Genomic DNA, 14,692 nt, shown 5'->3' on the forward strand with positions numbered 1-14,692 from the left:
AGGCTCTAAGCACCGTTTGAATAGTGCCCACAGAACCCAGAAGAGGTGCGCCATGAGTCAGCTGCTCGAACCCTATACCCTGCGTCAATTGACCCTGCTCAACCGCATCGCGGTCTCACCGATGTGCCAATACTCAAGCGATGACGGCCTGGCCAATGACTGGCACCTGGTGCACCTTGGCAGCCGCGCCGTCGGTGGCGCCGGGCTGATTTTCACCGAAGCCACCGCCGTGACCGCCGATGGCCGCATCACCGCCCAGGACCTGGGTCTCTGGAACGATGCCCAGATCGAACCGCTGCAACGCATCACGCGCTTCATTGCCGCCCAGGGCGCGGTGGCCGGCATTCAACTGGCTCACGCCGGGCGCAAGGCCAGCACCCATCGGCCGTGGATCGGCAAGCATGGCAGCGTCAAGCCGGAGGACGGCGGCTGGGTGCCGGTGGGGCCGTCACCGATTGCCTTCGACCCTCAGCACACCCAACCCAGGCAGTTGGACGAAGGGCAGATCCAGCAAGTGATCGCCGATTTCGTCGCCGCTGCCAAACGCGCGCTGACCGCCGGTTTTGAAGTGGTGGAAATCCACGCCGCCCATGGTTACCTGCTGCATCAATTCCTGTCACCGATCAGCAACCAACGTCAGGACCAGTACGGTGGCTCGTTCGAAAACCGCATCCGCCTGGTGCTGCAAGTGACCAGGGCCGTGCGTGAGATCTGGCCCCAGGAGCTGCCGCTGTTTGTGCGGGTGTCGGCCACCGACTGGGTGGAAGACGGCTGGAACCCGGATGAAACCGTGGAACTGGCGCGTCGCCTGAAAGAGCTGGGCGTGGACCTGATCGACGTTTCGTCAGGCGGTACCGCCGCCAACGCCGAGATCCCCACTGGCCCCGGCTACCAGACCCGCTTCGCCGAACGCGTGCGCAAGGAGTCGGGCATCGCCACCGGCACCGTGGGCATGATCACCGAGCCGGCCCAGGCCGAGCACATTCTGCGCACCTGTCAGGCCGATATTATCTTCCTTGCCCGTGAGCTGTTGCGCGACCCGTACTGGCCGTTGCACGCCGATGATGACCTGGGTGGGCGCAAGGCGATCTGGCCGGCGCAGTACCAGCGTGCTACCCATCGTGACCAACCTATCCACGAGTCGGATTTGAGAGATTGAGCCCTGACACGCTCCGCCGAAACCCACCCTGACCCGGTGGGTTTTTTTACGGTCATAGCGTGGGATAGCGCTGTAGGTATTCGTTACCGATGTAATTATTTAAGTGATTACTCTAAAAAAATCGCACGCTTGGCGAGATCGTTTCTACGCTTAGGGTAAGCCTGATTTCTGGCCCAGGGAGTCAGTCGGTTTTCCCACGCAGGCATTGCGCTTCACGGGAAGGGGTTATGGGCACCAGGAGTATTTGTTGGATAACAGGAGAAGCAGTCCATGGCCAAGTCCTATGGTGTGGCGGGTGCGGTAGCGTCTTTTCTGACCCGCAGGGTGTCATTGCGGGGGCGAAGGTTGAGCTCGGATGAAATGGAGTTGCTGGCGCAGTATCGAGCGCTGACCGAGAACGATCAGGTGGCGATGCGCTATTTGATTGGGGCAATGAAGAGTGTATCGCGGTTCTGAACCGAAGAGGGGGCGTTCCCACGCAAGCGTGGGAACGCGGTGCATCAGGTGTACTTGCGCTGGTCCGGCGCCGGCGGGAAGTATTGGTACAGCCAGGTTTCGCTCAAAGTGCGGTCCTGGGTGCGAATGAACAGGCGCAGCTCAACTGGCTCCACGCTGTCGCTGGTCGGGTACCAGTCGAACAGGATGCGGTAGCCCTTGATGTTATCCAGCACCAGCACGCTGAAGTCCTTCACCTGGCCATGGGAACAGGTCACCACCGGCTCGATCCCGGTGCCTGGCGGCAGGCGATCCAGGCCGCCGCCCTTGAAGTCCACGGCAAAACGACGCGCCCAGACTTGCGGATAGTGCTCACCCGGTGCCCAGCCTTCGGTGAAGCCACCCATGCCCGAACGGGTTGCATCGACTTGCGCCAACGGTGTGCTCACCGGCGGCAGCGCGCTCCAGTACAGCTTGTAGCCGTAGTTGAGCGAGTCGCCGGCGGCCACGGGTGTTTTCGGCGTCCAGAAGGCCACGATGTTATCGAGGGTCTCGCCGGTGGTCGGGATTTCCAGCAGGTCGATCGAGCCTTCGCCCCAGGCGGTGGTCGGTTCGACCCATAGGCTCGGGCGCTTGCTGTACCAGTCCACGGTGTCTTGGTAGCTGGCGAACTCATGGTCGGTCTGCACCAGGCCGAACCCCTTCGGGTCTTTGTCGGCAAATGCGTTGAATTGCAGCTTGGCCGGGTTGTTCAGCGGTCGGCAGATCCACTCGCCGTTGCCGCGCCACATCGCCAGGCGGTCCGAATCGTGGATCTGCGGGTGGATGGTGTCGCACATGCGGCGTTCGTGGGTGCCGCAACTGAACATGCTGGTCATCGGCGCGATGCCCAATTGTTCGATGGTGGTACGCGCATTGATATGGGCGTCGATGGCCATCACCACCTGGTTGGCCTGGCAGTCGATGTCGAAGCGGTACGCGCCGGTGGCGCTCGGCGAGTCGAGCAGTGCGTAAACCACGAAGCGGGTGGCGTTCTTGTCCGGGGTTTCGAACCAGAACTGCGTGAAGTCGGGGAATTCCTCGCGTTTTTTCGCGTAGGTGTCGATGGCCAGGCCACGGGCAGAAAGGCCGTACTGGCCGGTGGAATCCACCGCGCGGAAGTAGCTGGCACCGAGAAACGACAGCACGTCATGGCGATCCAGTTCCGGCGCCTTGAACAGCTTGAAGCCGGAGAAGCCCAGGTCGCCGGTCAGTTGCTTGGTGTCGACCGTGGTTTTTTCATAGTTGAACAGGGAGGGGCGGAAATGCACCTCACGGGCTTCACGGGTCTTGGGGTCGACGCTGTGCATGCGCACCGGCGTCTTGAAGCCCATGCCAACGTGGAAGAATTGCACGTCCAGTTGGCCGTTCAATTCCTTCCACAGCGAATGGTTGCCGTCGTAGCCGATGGCATTGAAATTCTGCGGGGTCATGGTCGCCAGCGTGGGCGGCAGCACCTGTTTGGTGTCCTTGTAAGCGGTCCCGGCGAGTTGTTTGGCCTGGGCCTTGAGCGTGTCGAAGTCGAACGCCACGGCCTTGCCATCGGCAGCACGGTTCCCGGCCCAGGCCTGGGCGGCGAGCAGGCCGCTGGCCGACAAGCCGGTGTAAGCCGCAATGGCCATGGACGCTTTGAGCAAATTCCTGCGGTGCATAGAGACAACCTGTCGTGAGCAAATCCCGCGCCGTTCCTGGCACGTAGCGGATCAGAAATTACGGTTCGGACATGCCTTCGACCAAACGCAACGGACATTAAACAGACGCCGGATAGCTTAAGCGGTTCGATGACGTAGGAAAATTGATTGATAGCGTGGTGATGGCGTTGCAAATGCGACAAGACATTTCCGACTCTGTGGTCGAACACATTACTTAAGAAATATGAAGATCCAAATGTGGGAGGGGGCTTGCCCCCGATAGCGGTGTGCCAGTCACTGAATACTGCGCAGGTCCAACTCAATCGGGGGCAAGCCCCCTCCCACATTCAGACTGCATTTCAGGCGACTTCACCCACCGCCCGGTAAGCCTCATCAATCGCCGCGTGGGCATACGCACTCCACGCCGCATCCGAGTTGGCGATGCTCACATGCCCCACCGGCTTTTTCGCCAGCTGCATCCACGCTTCGGTTTCATCGGCTTGATCGAACAAGCTGTTGGAGAAGCTCGCATAACCGTGTGACCAGCGGTTGACAGTGATCGCCAGAATATCGGTCTCATGATTGAAACCGCCGGGCCCGAGCATGCGTTGCAACTGGTCACGCAACTGCGCTTCCAGTTGTTCGAACGTCTGCCCATACAACTTGCCACGCCCGGCGCGGGCCTGGTCGCGGGCGTTCATGCCGCTGTTGGGGCTGGTGGGCACGTAGACCATGTGCAAGCCGATCGGCTGCGTCGGGTCGCGTGGGTGGTCATAGCCGCCCATGCTCACCGGGTAGTCCAGTTTGATCCGGCTGTAGGGCTGGGTTGCCGCGTAAATCTCGTGAACGCCGAGCTTCTGGAATGACTGCCAATTGCGGATAACCACCTTGGTGTACACCAGCGGGTACTTCACGTTCTGGCTCAAGGCGTGAGCCTGCGGTGCCGGCAAATCCTTCAACAAATACGGAATCATCATGTTGTAGCAGGCCAGGATGCAGCGTTTTCCACGCACCTGTGCGAGTTGGCCGCCACGGCTGTAGCCGATATGCACACCGTCGCCGACGTTACGCACACTGACCGCCGTACTGTTCAAGCGCAGCCGCACCGCCGCCTTGGGTTGGTCGAGCCTGGCGTAGTCGAATGCCGCCAGCACGATATCGTCCATGGTATGTCCCGGCGCTACGCCTGGGATCAGGCTGCGTACCAGCAACCGTGCCACCGACGCATTGCCGTCCGGGAAGTGATAGATGTAGGGCTCTTCCATTTCGGCTGCCGCTTCTTCGCTGATTGGCGCCAGGTTCATCCCTGCAAAACCTGGGAAACCCACGCTGTAGGCATCGGCCGACGCCACGGCATCAATGCTCAGCGCCATGAAGTCGTTGGTGCGGCTCTGGAAGTACTTCACCGCGCCTTCCGACAAACCGACGTTCTTGAGCAGGAAATCGCGGTAGCTGGTGGCTGCCAGGTAGTCGGCCTTTTCTTTGGCGGTCTTGCCCGGCAGGTAGTCCTTGGGCGCGGTGTGCAGCTCGATCAGGGCCTGACGGTCTGCCGCCGGCAACGGGAAGTCATTGATGAAATCGCGGATGGCCCGTGCGTTGAGTTGGTCGGGGGCGATGTCGTCGGCGACCATCGGCGTCGGGTCGCCGGTCACCAGTTTGTCTTCGCCGAAGTTCTCCTTGTCGAAAAACACCCCGCGCGACAGCCCGAGACCGGGGTAGAACCGGCGGTCGAAGGCGGTTTCGAAGCGCTTGATGTTCACGCCGAGCTTTTTCAGCAGCCCGTTCACTTCCTTGCTGTACAGGTGATTGGGCGACTGGAACGCCTCGCTGCCACCGTAGCCGATGATCATGCGGCCACCGGCCTGGAATTCATTGCGCTTGGCGTGGCCGCCGAAGTCGTCGTGGTTTTCCAGGATCAGGATCTTCGCCTTGGGGTGCTTCTCGCGATAGAACCACGCCGCCGACAGCCCACTCAAGCCACCGCCCACGACGACCAAGTCATAGTCTTCGGTGACCGGCAGCTTGTCGGTGTCGAACACCTTCTTTTCCCAGCCCATCTGGTGCGCCACTTCGAACGAGCCCGCATGGCTGCCGCGCAGGCCGGTAAGGGCGGGTGGGTAGTAACGGCCATCAGGGGCGGCTTGCAGGATTTGCAGTGGGGTCATGCCGGCGGCGAGGGTGACAGCGACGCCGTTGAGGAAGTCGCGGCGGGTGATATCCATGGGGGATCCTGAAAATTATTGTTATAGGTTCCCGGCATCCAGAGGGAATGCCGAGTTGAATCGTCAGTGCTTGAACATCACATGACGCACGGTGGTGTAGTCCTCCAGCCCGTACATGGACATGTCCTTGCCATAGCCAGACAGTTTCTGACCGCCGTGAGGCATTTCGCTGACCAGCATGAAGTGGGTGTTCACCCAGGTGCAGCCGTACTGCAGGCGTGCCGCCAGGCGGTGGGCACGTCCTACATCGGCGGTCCATACGGACGACGCCAGGCCGTAGTCCGAATCGTTGGCCCAGCCCAGCACCTGCGCTTCGTCGTTGAACTTGGTCACTGAGACCACCGGCCCGAATACTTCGCGGCGCACGATCTCGTCGTCCTGCTGTGCGTCGGCCAGCACGGTGGGTTCAAAGAAGAAACCATTGCCTTCCACCGCCTTGCCACCCGTGACCAGGCGAATGTGCGGTTGCGCCACGGCGCGTTCGACAAACCCGGCAACACGGTCGCGATGTTGCGCAGTAATCAATGGGCCCAACTCCGTGGCCGGGTCATCCTGCAATCCATACTTGATGCTGGCGACCGCCGCGCCGAGTTTTTCGACGAACTTGTCGTAGATCTGCGCCTGCGCGTAAATCCGGCAGGCCGCCGTGCAATCCTGGCCGGCGTTGTAGAAACCGAAGGTACGAATGCCTTCCACGGCGGCGTCGATGTCCGCATCGTTGAAGATGATCACTGGCGCCTTGCCACCCAACTCCATGTGCATGCGTTTCACGCTGTCGGCGGTGCTGGAGATGATGTTTGCGCCGGTGGCGATGGAGCCGGTCAGCGACACCATGCGCACTTTAGGGTGCGTCACCAGTGGGCTGCCCACGGTAGGCCCACGGCCGAACACCAGGTTGAGCACGCCGGCCGGGAAGATTTCAGCGGCCAGTTCGACCATGCGCAATGCGGTCAGCGGGGTTTGCTCCGACGGCTTGAGCACCACGGTATTACCGGCGGCGAGGGCCGGGGCGATTTTCCAGGCGACCATCATCAGCGGGTAGTTCCACGGCGCGATGGAGGCGATCACCCCCACCGGGTCGCGGCGGATCATCGACGTGTGGCCGGGCAGGTATTCACCGCCGGCCGAACCGCTCATGCAACGGCTGGCGCCGGCAAAGAAACGGAATACATCGGCAATCGCCGGGATTTCATCGTTGAGCGCGGCGCTGTAGGGCTTGCCGCAGTTGTCCGATTCCAGCTTGGCCAGCTCTTCGCCGTGGGCCTCGATCACGTCCGCCAGTTTCAGCAGCAGCAGCGAACGATCCTTGGGCGCGGTTTGCGACCAGCCTTCGAAGGCTGCATCGGCGGCGCGCACGGCGGCGTCGACCTGGGCTTCGCTGGCTTCCTTGATTTCTACCAGTACGCGGCCCAGAGCCGGGTTGAATACAGCCTGCGCCGGGCCTTCGCCTTCGACCAGTTGGCCGTTGATCAGCAGTTTGGTTTGCATAGCCATGTCCTCTTCAAACAATTATTTACCGCCACTCCCGGCCACGCTTTCACCGCCGCGGGTCAGGTAATAGGCACCGAGAATCGGGAACATCGTTACCAGCATCACTAGCATCGCCACCACGTTGGTCACCGGCACATCCCGCGGGCGGCTCAACTGGTTGAGCAGCCACAGCGGCAAGGTGCGCTCGTGGCCGGCGGTGAAGGTGGTGACGATGATTTCGTCGAACGACAATGCAAAGGCGAGCATGCCGCCGGCCAGCAGCGCCGAGCCCAGGTTGGGCATGATGATGTAGCGGAAGGTCTGCCAGCCGTCGGCGCCCAGGTCCATCGAGGCCTCGATCAGGCTGTGGGAGGTGCGGCGCAAGCGGGCGATGACGTTGTTGTAGACGATCACCACGCAGAAGGTCGCGTGGCCGACGATGATGGTGAACATCCCAGGCTCGATACCCAGCGTCTTGAACGTCGCCAGCAGTGCGATACCGGTGATGATCCCCGGCAGCGCAATCGGCAGGATCAACATCAGCGACACGCCTTGCTTGCCGAAGAACTCGCGGCGATACAGCGCCGCCGAGGCCAGCGTGCCGAGCACCATGGCGATCAGCGTGGCGATGGCGGCGATCTGCAGCGACAGCTTGATCGCCTCCAGTACGTCCGGCCGCGCGAACGCCACGCTGAACCACTTCAGGGTGAAGCCCTGGGGCGGAAAGCTGAACGCAGCTTCTTCGGTGTTGAAGGCATAAAGAAAGATGATCAGGATCGGGAAGTGCAGAAACACCAACCCGCCCCAGGCGGCGATCTTCAGGCCCAATGAGGATTTTTCAGAGTGCATCGAAGGCCCCCAGGCGTTTGACGATGGACAGGTAAACCGCGATCAGCACGATCGGCACCAGGGTGAACGCCGCTGCCATGGGCATGTTGCCGATGGCGCCTTGCTGCGCGTAGACCATGCCGCCGACGAAGTAGCCGGGCGGGCCGACCAGTTGCGGCACGATGAAATCGCCCAGGGTCAGCGAGAAGGTGAAGATGGAACCTGCGGCAATCCCTGGCACCGACAGCGGCAATATCACCTGCATGAAGGTCTGGCGCGGTTTGGCGCCCAGGTCGGCAGAGGCTTGCAGCAAGGACGGCGGCAAACGCTCCAGGGACGCCTGGATCGGCAGGATCATGAACGGCAGCCAGATATAGACAAACACCATGAACCGTCCCAGATGCGAGGTGCTCAAGGTACTGCCGCCCACGCCGGGAACGCCCAGCACGAACTGCAACACAGGCTCCAGGCCCAGGTGCTGCACGAACCACTGCGCCACGCCGCCCTTGGCCAGCAGCAAGGTCCAGGCATAAGCCTTGACGATATAGCTGGCCCACATCGGCATCATCACCGCGATGTAGAAGAACGCCTTGGTCTTGCCCGTGGTGTAGCGCGCCATGTAGTAGGCGATGGGGAAGGCCACGATGGCACTGGCGATCGATACCACGATCGCCATGCTCAAGGTGCGCACAATGATGTCGAAGTTCGACGGCTGGAACAGCGCGGCGAAGTTGGCCAGGGTCAGGTCTGGCGTGACCGCCATGGTGAAGTCGTCGAAGGTATAAAAACCTTGCCACAGCAGGGTCAGCAACGAACCGAGGTAGATCGCGCCGAACCAGATCAGCGGCGGCACCAGCAGCATCGCCAGGTAGAGGTTGGGCTTGCGGTAGAGCAGGTTGGAAAACCTGCGCTTCGGCGGGTGGGAAATAGCCAGGCTCATGTCACACCTCGCCTGCGCTGTCGGTCAGCGGGGTCATGGCTTCCCGCGCCCAACGGGCGGTGATGGACTGGCCGACCTGGTGGCCGCTGCTGATGTCCAGCCACTGGTTGTTGGCCTGGCTGATGTTCAGCGCCTGGCCGTTTTCCAGTTTCAGTTCATAGCGGGTGGCGCTGCCCTGGTACTGGATGTCGTGGAGCAGGCCGCTGATTTCCACTTCGCCGGCGCCCAGCGGGCCCTCGGCGAAGCGCACGTGTTCCGGGCGGATCGAGAAGGGTTGCGTGCTGCCGCTGAGGCGCTGCGCCAGCTCGCCGCGAATCACGTTGGAGGTGCCGACGAACTCGGCGACGAAGGCGGTGGCCGGTTTCATGTACAGGTTGCGCGGGGTGTCGACCTGCTCGATGCGACCTTTGTTGAAGACTGCGACGCGGTCGGACATCGACAGCGCTTCGGTCTGGTCGTGGGTCACGAAGATAAAGGTGATGCCCAGCTGGCGTTGCAGCTTTTTCAGTTCGCTCTGCATCTGCTCGCGCAGCTTGAGGTCGAGGGCGCCCAGGGGTTCATCCAGCAACAACACACGCGGGCGATTGACCAGGGCGCGGGCCAGGGCCACTCGTTGGCGTTGACCGCCGGAGAGCTGCACCGGCTTGCGCTCGCCGTAGCCGCCGAGGGCGACCATGGCCAGGGCTTCTTCGGCGCGGTTGAGGCGCTCGGTCTTGCCCACACCCTTGACCTTGAGGCCGTAGGCGACGTTGTCGCGCACATTCATATGGGGGAACAGCGCGTAATCCTGGAACACGGTGTTCACGTCGCGCTGGTAGGGCGGTAAGCCGGCGGCTTCCTCGCCGTGGATACGGATCGAGCCTGCGCTCGGCTGCTCGAACCCGGCGATCAGGCGCAGGCAGGTGGTCTTGCCCGAGCCGGAAGGCCCGAGCATGGAAAAGAACTCGCCGTCCTGGATATCGATGGAAACCCGGTCAACGGCCTTCACTTCGCCGAACTGACGGGAAACGTGGGTGAATTGGACTGCAAGTGTCATGGTGCGGTGCTCCGAAAAGGCACGGATCGTCGCAGCGGCCCGGCCTGGACTTCTGAAAAAACAAAACATCTGTGAATGCGGTCAATGTGGGAGGGGGCTTGCCCCCGATAGCAGTGGATCAGTTACAGATGTGCTGGCTGACACACTGCACTCGGGGGCAAGCCCCCTCCCACAGGAGACCGATGGTGTCTAGCGGCCACCCATGATCGCGATGTAATCCTGGGTCCAGCGGCTGTAGGGCACGAACTTGCCGCCTTCCGCCTGCGGGGTTTTCCAGAAGGCGATCTTGTCGAACTGGTCGAAGCCGTTGGTCTTGCAGCCTTCGGCGCCGAGCAATTCGCTTGCCTGGCACGCCGCCGGCACCGCCGGCAGGGAGCCGAACCAGGCGGCCACATCGCCCTGGACCTTCGGTTGCAGCGACCAGTCCATCCATTTGTAGGCACAGTTCGGGTGCTTGGCTTCGGCATGCAGCATGGTGGTGTCGGCCCAGCCGGTGGCGCCTTCCTTCGGAATGGTCGAGGCAATCGGCTGCTTCTCGTTCTGCAGGCCGTTGACCTGATACGGCCAGGCGCTGGAGGCCACCACGCCTTCGTTCTTGAAGTCACTCATTTGCACGGTGGTGTCGTGCCAGTAGCGGTGGATCAGCGGTTGCTGGGCGCGCAGCAATTCAAGCACGGCCTTGTACTGTGTTTCGGTGAGTTCGTACGGGTTCTGGATGCCCAGTTCCGGCTTGGCCGACTTGAGGTACAGCGCCGCGTCGGCGATGTAGATCGGGCCGTCATACGCCTGCACGCGGCCTTTGTTCGGCTTGCCGTCCGGCAGGTTCTGCGCGTCGAACAGCACATTCCAGCTGGTGGGCGCGGTCTTGAATACGTTGGTGTTGTACATCAACACGTTTGGCCCCCACTGGTACGGGGTGCCGTAGGTTTGCTGGCCAACCACGTACCACGGCGCGTCTTTCAGGCGGGGGTCGATGTTCTTCCAGTTGGGGATCAGTGCGGTATTGATTGGCTGCACCCGTTTGCCGACGATCAGCCGCAGCGACGCATCGCCCGACGCGGTCACCAGGTCATAGCCACCCTTGGCCATCAGGCTGACCATTTCGTCAGAGGTAGCGGCGGTTTTCACGTTGACCTTGCAGCCGGTTTCCTTCTCGAAACCGCTGACCCAGTCGTAGGCCTTGTCGCTTTCGCCGCGTTCGATATAGCCGGGCCAGGCGACGATATCCAGTTGGCCTTCACCGGCACCCACCGCTTTGAGCGGTTCGGCGGCCTGCAGGCTGGCGCTGGCCAGCAGCGCGGTAGTCAAAGCACTGAGCAGTGCGGTCTTGTGCGCAGACATGGGGGTTCCCTCTTCTTTAATTATGGTCGGGGCAGTTGTTTGAACCGGTAACGCAAGAGCTTAGTTGTTGTTTTAAAGATGCTGGCCGTGGCGCGCCATGATGTGTCGCACCACGCTGTAGTCCTGCAGCGAGTCGCTGGACAGATCCTTCCCATACCCCGAGCGCTTCAAGCCGCCATGGGGCATTTCGCTGACCAGCATGAAATGGCTGTTGATCCAGGTGCAGCCGTATTGCAGACGCGCCGCCACTTGCATGGCCTTGTCCAGGTTCTGGGTCCACACGGACGAGGCCAGGCCGTACTCGGAGTCGTTGGCCCAGTCCACCGCCTGTTCCAGTTCGTCGAAGCGCGTCACGGTGACCACCGGGCCGAACACTTCGCGCTGCACGATTTCATCGTTCTGTTTACAGCCGGCCAGCAGCGTCGGCTGGTAATAGAAGCCGGCACCGGAATGCACGGCGGCGCCGGTGACGCGTTCGATATGTGGCTGGCCGAGGGCGCGTTCGACAAAACTGGCCACGCGGTCGCGCTGGCGTGTGCTGATCAGCGGCCCCAGCTCATTGTCGGTGTCGCGCTTGCCGGCAAAGCGCAGGCTACTGACAGCGGCGCCGAGCTCGGCGACCAGTTTGTCGTGGATACCCGCCTGGGCGTAGATGCGGCATGCGGCGGTGCAGTCCTGGCCGGCGTTGTAGTAACCGTAGGCGCGCACACCCTCGACCACGGCTTGCAGGTCGGCGTCGTTGCATACGATCACCGGCGCCTTGCCGCCCAGTTCCAGGTGCGTGCGTTTCAGGGTCTTGGAGGCAGCCTGCAGAATCTTCTGCCCGGTGACGATGTCGCCGGTCAGTGAAACCATGCGCACCTTGGGGTGGCTGACCAGATGGCTGCCAACGCCTTCGCCGCCGCCACACAGAATGTTGATCACGCCACGCGGCAACAGGTCTTTGAGCACCGGGGCGAGGGCGAGGATCGATAGCGGCGTGTGTTCCGATGGCTTGAACACCAGCGTATTACCGGCCGCCAGGGCCGGAGCGATTTTCCACGCGGCCATCATCAGCGGGTAGTTCCATGGCGCAATCGAGGCCACTACGCCAATCGGATCGCGACGCACCATGCTGGTGTAGCCCGGCAGGTATTCACCGCTGAGTTGCCCGGTCTGGCAACGCACGGCCCCGGCGAAGAAGCGGAACACATCCACGGTGGCGCTCAAGTCATCCTGGCGCGCCAGGTGCAACGGCTTGCCGCAGTTCAGGAACTCCAGGCGGGCCAGGTAATCGGCGTGTTTTTCGATGGCGTCGGCAATGCCCAGCAGGATGTTCGAACGTTGCTGCGGCGTGGTCCGCGACCAACCGGCAAAGGCACGGTGGGCGGCAAGGATCGCGGTCTCGACCTGCTCGGCGCTGGCTTCGGCGATTTGGGTGAGGACTTCACCGGTGGCCGGGTTGAGGATCGGCTCGGCAAAACCCTGGCCCGGGACCAGTTCGCCGTCGATCAGCAACGCAGTGAGCAGCGGGGTGGGCGCGCCGGACATTTTTCGTGATCTCTTTTCTTGTGCGGCCATGGGCGTTCTCTTACGAAGGCCTGACCTTTCTCTTAGGGGATAAGCAGAGACTAGAGGTCAGGCGCGAGGTCAACAAATACTAAATACTGAATACAGCATTCGATTAAATAGATGGCTTGCGCGGGTGCGGCTGTTCGCGGGCAACGGTCAGGAACGGGTCCACCAGCGCCGGGCGCGCCGTGCCACGGCGCCAGGCCAGGCCCACGTCGAGGGTCTGGCTGAGGTCGGCAATCGGCCGCGCTTCAATAATGTCGCCCTCCAGCGACCAGGGGCGGTAGGTCATGTCGGGTTGGATCGACACGCCCAGGCCTGCCGCCACCAGGCTTCGCACCGCTTCGGTGGAGGCGGTGCGCAGGGTCACGCGCGGTTGCAGGCCGGCGCTGGTCCACAGGCGTTGGGCGTTGTGGCCCATTTCATCGACGTTCAGCTGGATCAAGGGCTCGCGCGCCACGTCGGCCAGGTTGATGCTGTCGTGCTCCAGCAGCGGATGCTGTGCGGGCAGCCAAAGCCGGTGCGGGGAGTGGGTGAGCACTTCGGTCTGCAGGGCGTGGCGGTCTTCGAGGTTGGAGAGGATCAACACGCCCACGTCGATTTCGCCGCTGACCAGCAAATGCTCGATATACGGGCGTTCGTCCTCCATCACGCGGATTTCCACATTGGGGTAGGCGCGTTGGAAGCGAGTCAGCAAATCGGCCAGGTAATAACCGGCCACCAGGCTGGTCACGCCGATGATCAACTGTCCGGCGACCTGGTCGGTGCTCTGTTGCAGGCTGCGCTTGGCGTTGTCGACGGTGGCGAGGATCAGGTGCGCCTGGCGCAGGAACTGATGGCCCTGGTGGGTGAGGGTCATGCCCTTGGCGTGACGGTTGAACAGGTTGACGCCGATTTCCTGTTCCAGTTGCTGGATCGCCAGGGTCAGGGTCGACTGGGAAATAAACGCCGTCTGCGCGGCGGCGGAGATCGAACCGGTCTCGGCCACGGCAATAAAGTGCCGGATTTGACGCAAGGTCATCATGCTGGAATTACCAGTGGGGTGTTTTTATAGATTTGTTCGAGTGTATATCGATTTAAGTGAAGGGCGGTCGCGTTACATCTGGAAGCACTCTAGATCAGGGCTTTTTGGCACTTAGTTTTACGCTGGGGGCCTATTGGTCCTATGAACCCAAGTGTCTGGAGGCTGCGAATGAATACCCGTGGATTGCTCGATCAGTTGCTCAAGTCTGGCCAGGACATGCTGCAAAACAAGGCTGGCGGCCAGCGTAGACAGGACGACAAAGGTGCTCTGGGCGGTCTGCTCGGCGGTGGCGGCCTGGGCAGCCTGCTCGGTGGTGCTGGCGGCGGCGCGCTGGCGGCGGGGGCCATGGGCCTGCTGCTGGGCAACAAGAAGGCGCGTAAATTCGGCGGCAAGGCGCTGACCTACGGCGGTTTGGCGGCGTTGGGCGTTATCGCCTACAAGGCCTACGGCAACTGGCAGGCCAATCAGGCCAGCGCGCCCCAGGGCGAGCCACAGACTATCGATCGCCTGCCACCGGCCCAGGTCGAGCAACACAGTCAGGGCATCCTCAAGGCGCTGGTTGCGGCGGCCAAAGCCGATGGCCATGTGGACGAGCGCGAGCGTGCGCTGATCGAAGGCGAATTCACCAAGCTGGACAACGACCGCGAGCTGCAAAGCTGGCTGCACGCCGAACTCAACAAACCCCTGGACCCGGCCGATGTGGCGCGGGCTGCCGGCACTCCGGAAATGGCGGCCGAGATGTACATCGCCAGCGTGATGCTGGTGGACGAGGAGAACTTCATGGAGAAAGCCTACCTTGACGAGCTGGCCCGCCAACTGAAGCTCGAGCCCGGCTTGAAGCTGGAACTGGAAAAACAGGTGCGGCTGAACGCGTAAAGACGGGGCGTGCAGCGATCAAAATGTGCGAGGGGGCTTGCCCCCGGTAGCGGTGTTTCAGCCTATTTACAGTTGGTTGGCACATCGCCATCGGGGGCAAGCCTCCTCGCACATTTGCATTCTGTGGACGCTACAGCAAA

12 protein-coding genes are annotated in these 14,692 nt (G+C 62.0%); 3 read left to right on the forward strand and 9 right to left on the reverse strand.

Annotation, left to right across the window (positions count from 1 at the left end; translation table 11 throughout):
- Positions 1-52 precede the first annotated feature (52 nt).
- The gene (locus tag LUU92_RS06270) at positions 53-1,159 is read left to right on the forward strand and encodes an NADH:flavin oxidoreductase/NADH oxidase (protein WP_071488751.1); all 1,107 of its coding nucleotides are present in this window, start codon (positions 53-55) and stop codon (positions 1,157-1,159) included.
- Between the two features lie 270 nt (positions 1,160-1,429).
- Positions 1,430-1,615 (forward strand): hypothetical protein, encoded by a 186-nt coding sequence (locus LUU92_RS06275; RefSeq protein ID WP_058423750.1) that lies wholly within the window; start codon positions 1,430-1,432, stop codon positions 1,613-1,615.
- Between the two features lie 44 nt (positions 1,616-1,659).
- On the opposite strand, the gene LUU92_RS06280 is transcribed toward LUU92_RS06275, so the two are convergent.
- From LUU92_RS06280 to LUU92_RS06320, 9 genes are all read right to left on the reverse strand, one after another.
- Entirely contained in the window at positions 1,660-3,285 is a 1,626-nt protein-coding gene (locus LUU92_RS06280; protein ID WP_092241085.1) for a glucan biosynthesis protein D, read from the reverse strand.
- 338 nt (positions 3,286-3,623) lie between these two features.
- Complete coding sequence (locus LUU92_RS06285) at positions 3,624-5,486, reverse strand: NAD(P)-binding protein (protein ID WP_092241087.1); 1,863 nt, start codon at positions 5,484-5,486, stop codon at positions 3,624-3,626.
- Positions 5,487-5,549: 63 nt separating this feature from the next.
- Positions 5,550-6,974, reverse strand: coding sequence for a gamma-aminobutyraldehyde dehydrogenase (locus LUU92_RS06290; RefSeq protein ID WP_071488754.1), 1,425 nt, complete (start codon positions 6,972-6,974; stop codon positions 5,550-5,552).
- 21 nt (positions 6,975-6,995) lie between these two features.
- On the reverse strand, positions 6,996-7,805 hold the full coding sequence (locus LUU92_RS06295; protein ID WP_025856826.1) for an ABC transporter permease: 810 nt from the start codon (positions 7,803-7,805) through the stop codon (positions 6,996-6,998).
- Positions 7,795-8,724 carry an ABC transporter permease gene (locus LUU92_RS06300; protein ID WP_257103312.1) on the reverse strand — a complete coding sequence of 310 codons (930 nt, stop codon included), beginning with the start codon at positions 8,722-8,724 and terminating at the stop codon, positions 7,795-7,797. Before LUU92_RS06300 ends, LUU92_RS06295 begins: the two co-directional genes overlap by 11 nt.
- Before the next feature lies 1 nt (position 8,725).
- Complete coding sequence (locus LUU92_RS06305) at positions 8,726-9,760, reverse strand: ABC transporter ATP-binding protein (RefSeq protein WP_071488756.1); 1,035 nt, start codon at positions 9,758-9,760, stop codon at positions 8,726-8,728.
- Between the two features lie 189 nt (positions 9,761-9,949).
- Complete coding sequence (gene ydcS, locus LUU92_RS06310; RefSeq protein ID WP_071488757.1) at positions 9,950-11,101, reverse strand: putative ABC transporter substrate-binding protein YdcS; 1,152 nt, start codon at positions 11,099-11,101, stop codon at positions 9,950-9,952.
- 72 nt (positions 11,102-11,173) lie between these two features.
- Positions 11,174-12,631 (reverse strand): gamma-aminobutyraldehyde dehydrogenase, encoded by a 1,458-nt coding sequence (locus LUU92_RS06315; protein ID WP_222541092.1) that lies wholly within the window; start codon positions 12,629-12,631, stop codon positions 11,174-11,176.
- Positions 12,632-12,764: 133 nt separating this feature from the next.
- Positions 12,765-13,676 carry a LysR family transcriptional regulator gene (locus tag LUU92_RS06320; RefSeq protein WP_071488759.1) on the reverse strand — a complete coding sequence of 304 codons (912 nt, stop codon included), beginning with the start codon at positions 13,674-13,676 and terminating at the stop codon, positions 12,765-12,767.
- Between the two features lie 168 nt (positions 13,677-13,844).
- Here LUU92_RS06320 and LUU92_RS06325 point away from each other — a divergent pair, with 168 nt between their 5' ends.
- Positions 13,845-14,552 (forward strand): tellurite resistance TerB family protein, encoded by a 708-nt coding sequence (locus LUU92_RS06325; protein WP_071488760.1) that lies wholly within the window; start codon positions 13,845-13,847, stop codon positions 14,550-14,552.
- Positions 14,553-14,692: the final 140 nt, after the last annotated feature.

Origin of the sequence: Pseudomonas extremorientalis, assembly GCF_024584605.1 — a bacterium.
Lineage (GTDB): Bacteria > Pseudomonadota > Gammaproteobacteria > Pseudomonadales > Pseudomonadaceae > Aquipseudomonas > Aquipseudomonas extremorientalis.

Bases quoted from the DNA above. Each gene is read 5' to 3' on its own strand.
- LUU92_RS06300 (WP_257103312.1), bottom strand. From the start codon at position 8,724: ATGAGCCTGGCTATTTCCCACCCGCCGAAGCGCAGGTTTTCCAACCTG.
- LUU92_RS06290 (WP_071488754.1), bottom strand. From the start codon at position 6,974: ATGCAAACCAAACTGCTGATCAACGGCCAACTGGTCGAAGGCGAAGGC.
- ydcS (WP_071488757.1), bottom strand. From the start codon at position 11,101: ATGTCTGCGCACAAGACCGCACTGCTCAGTGCTTTGACTACCGCGCTG.
- LUU92_RS06280 (WP_092241085.1), bottom strand. From the start codon at position 3,285: ATGCACCGCAGGAATTTGCTCAAAGCGTCCATGGCCATTGCGGCTTAC.
- LUU92_RS06270 (WP_071488751.1), top strand. From the start codon at position 53: ATGAGTCAGCTGCTCGAACCCTATACCCTGCGTCAATTGACCCTGCTC.
- LUU92_RS06295 (WP_025856826.1), bottom strand. From the start codon at position 7,805: ATGCACTCTGAAAAATCCTCATTGGGCCTGAAGATCGCCGCCTGGGGC.
- LUU92_RS06275 (WP_058423750.1), top strand. From the start codon at position 1,430: ATGGCCAAGTCCTATGGTGTGGCGGGTGCGGTAGCGTCTTTTCTGACC.
- LUU92_RS06320 (WP_071488759.1), bottom strand. From the start codon at position 13,676: ATGATGACCTTGCGTCAAATCCGGCACTTTATTGCCGTGGCCGAGACC.
- LUU92_RS06285 (WP_092241087.1), bottom strand. From the start codon at position 5,486: ATGGATATCACCCGCCGCGACTTCCTCAACGGCGTCGCTGTCACCCTC.
- LUU92_RS06315 (WP_222541092.1), bottom strand. From the start codon at position 12,631: ATGTCCGGCGCGCCCACCCCGCTGCTCACTGCGTTGCTGATCGACGGC.
- LUU92_RS06325 (WP_071488760.1), top strand. From the start codon at position 13,845: ATGAATACCCGTGGATTGCTCGATCAGTTGCTCAAGTCTGGCCAGGAC.
- LUU92_RS06305 (WP_071488756.1), bottom strand. From the start codon at position 9,760: ATGACACTTGCAGTCCAATTCACCCACGTTTCCCGTCAGTTCGGCGAA.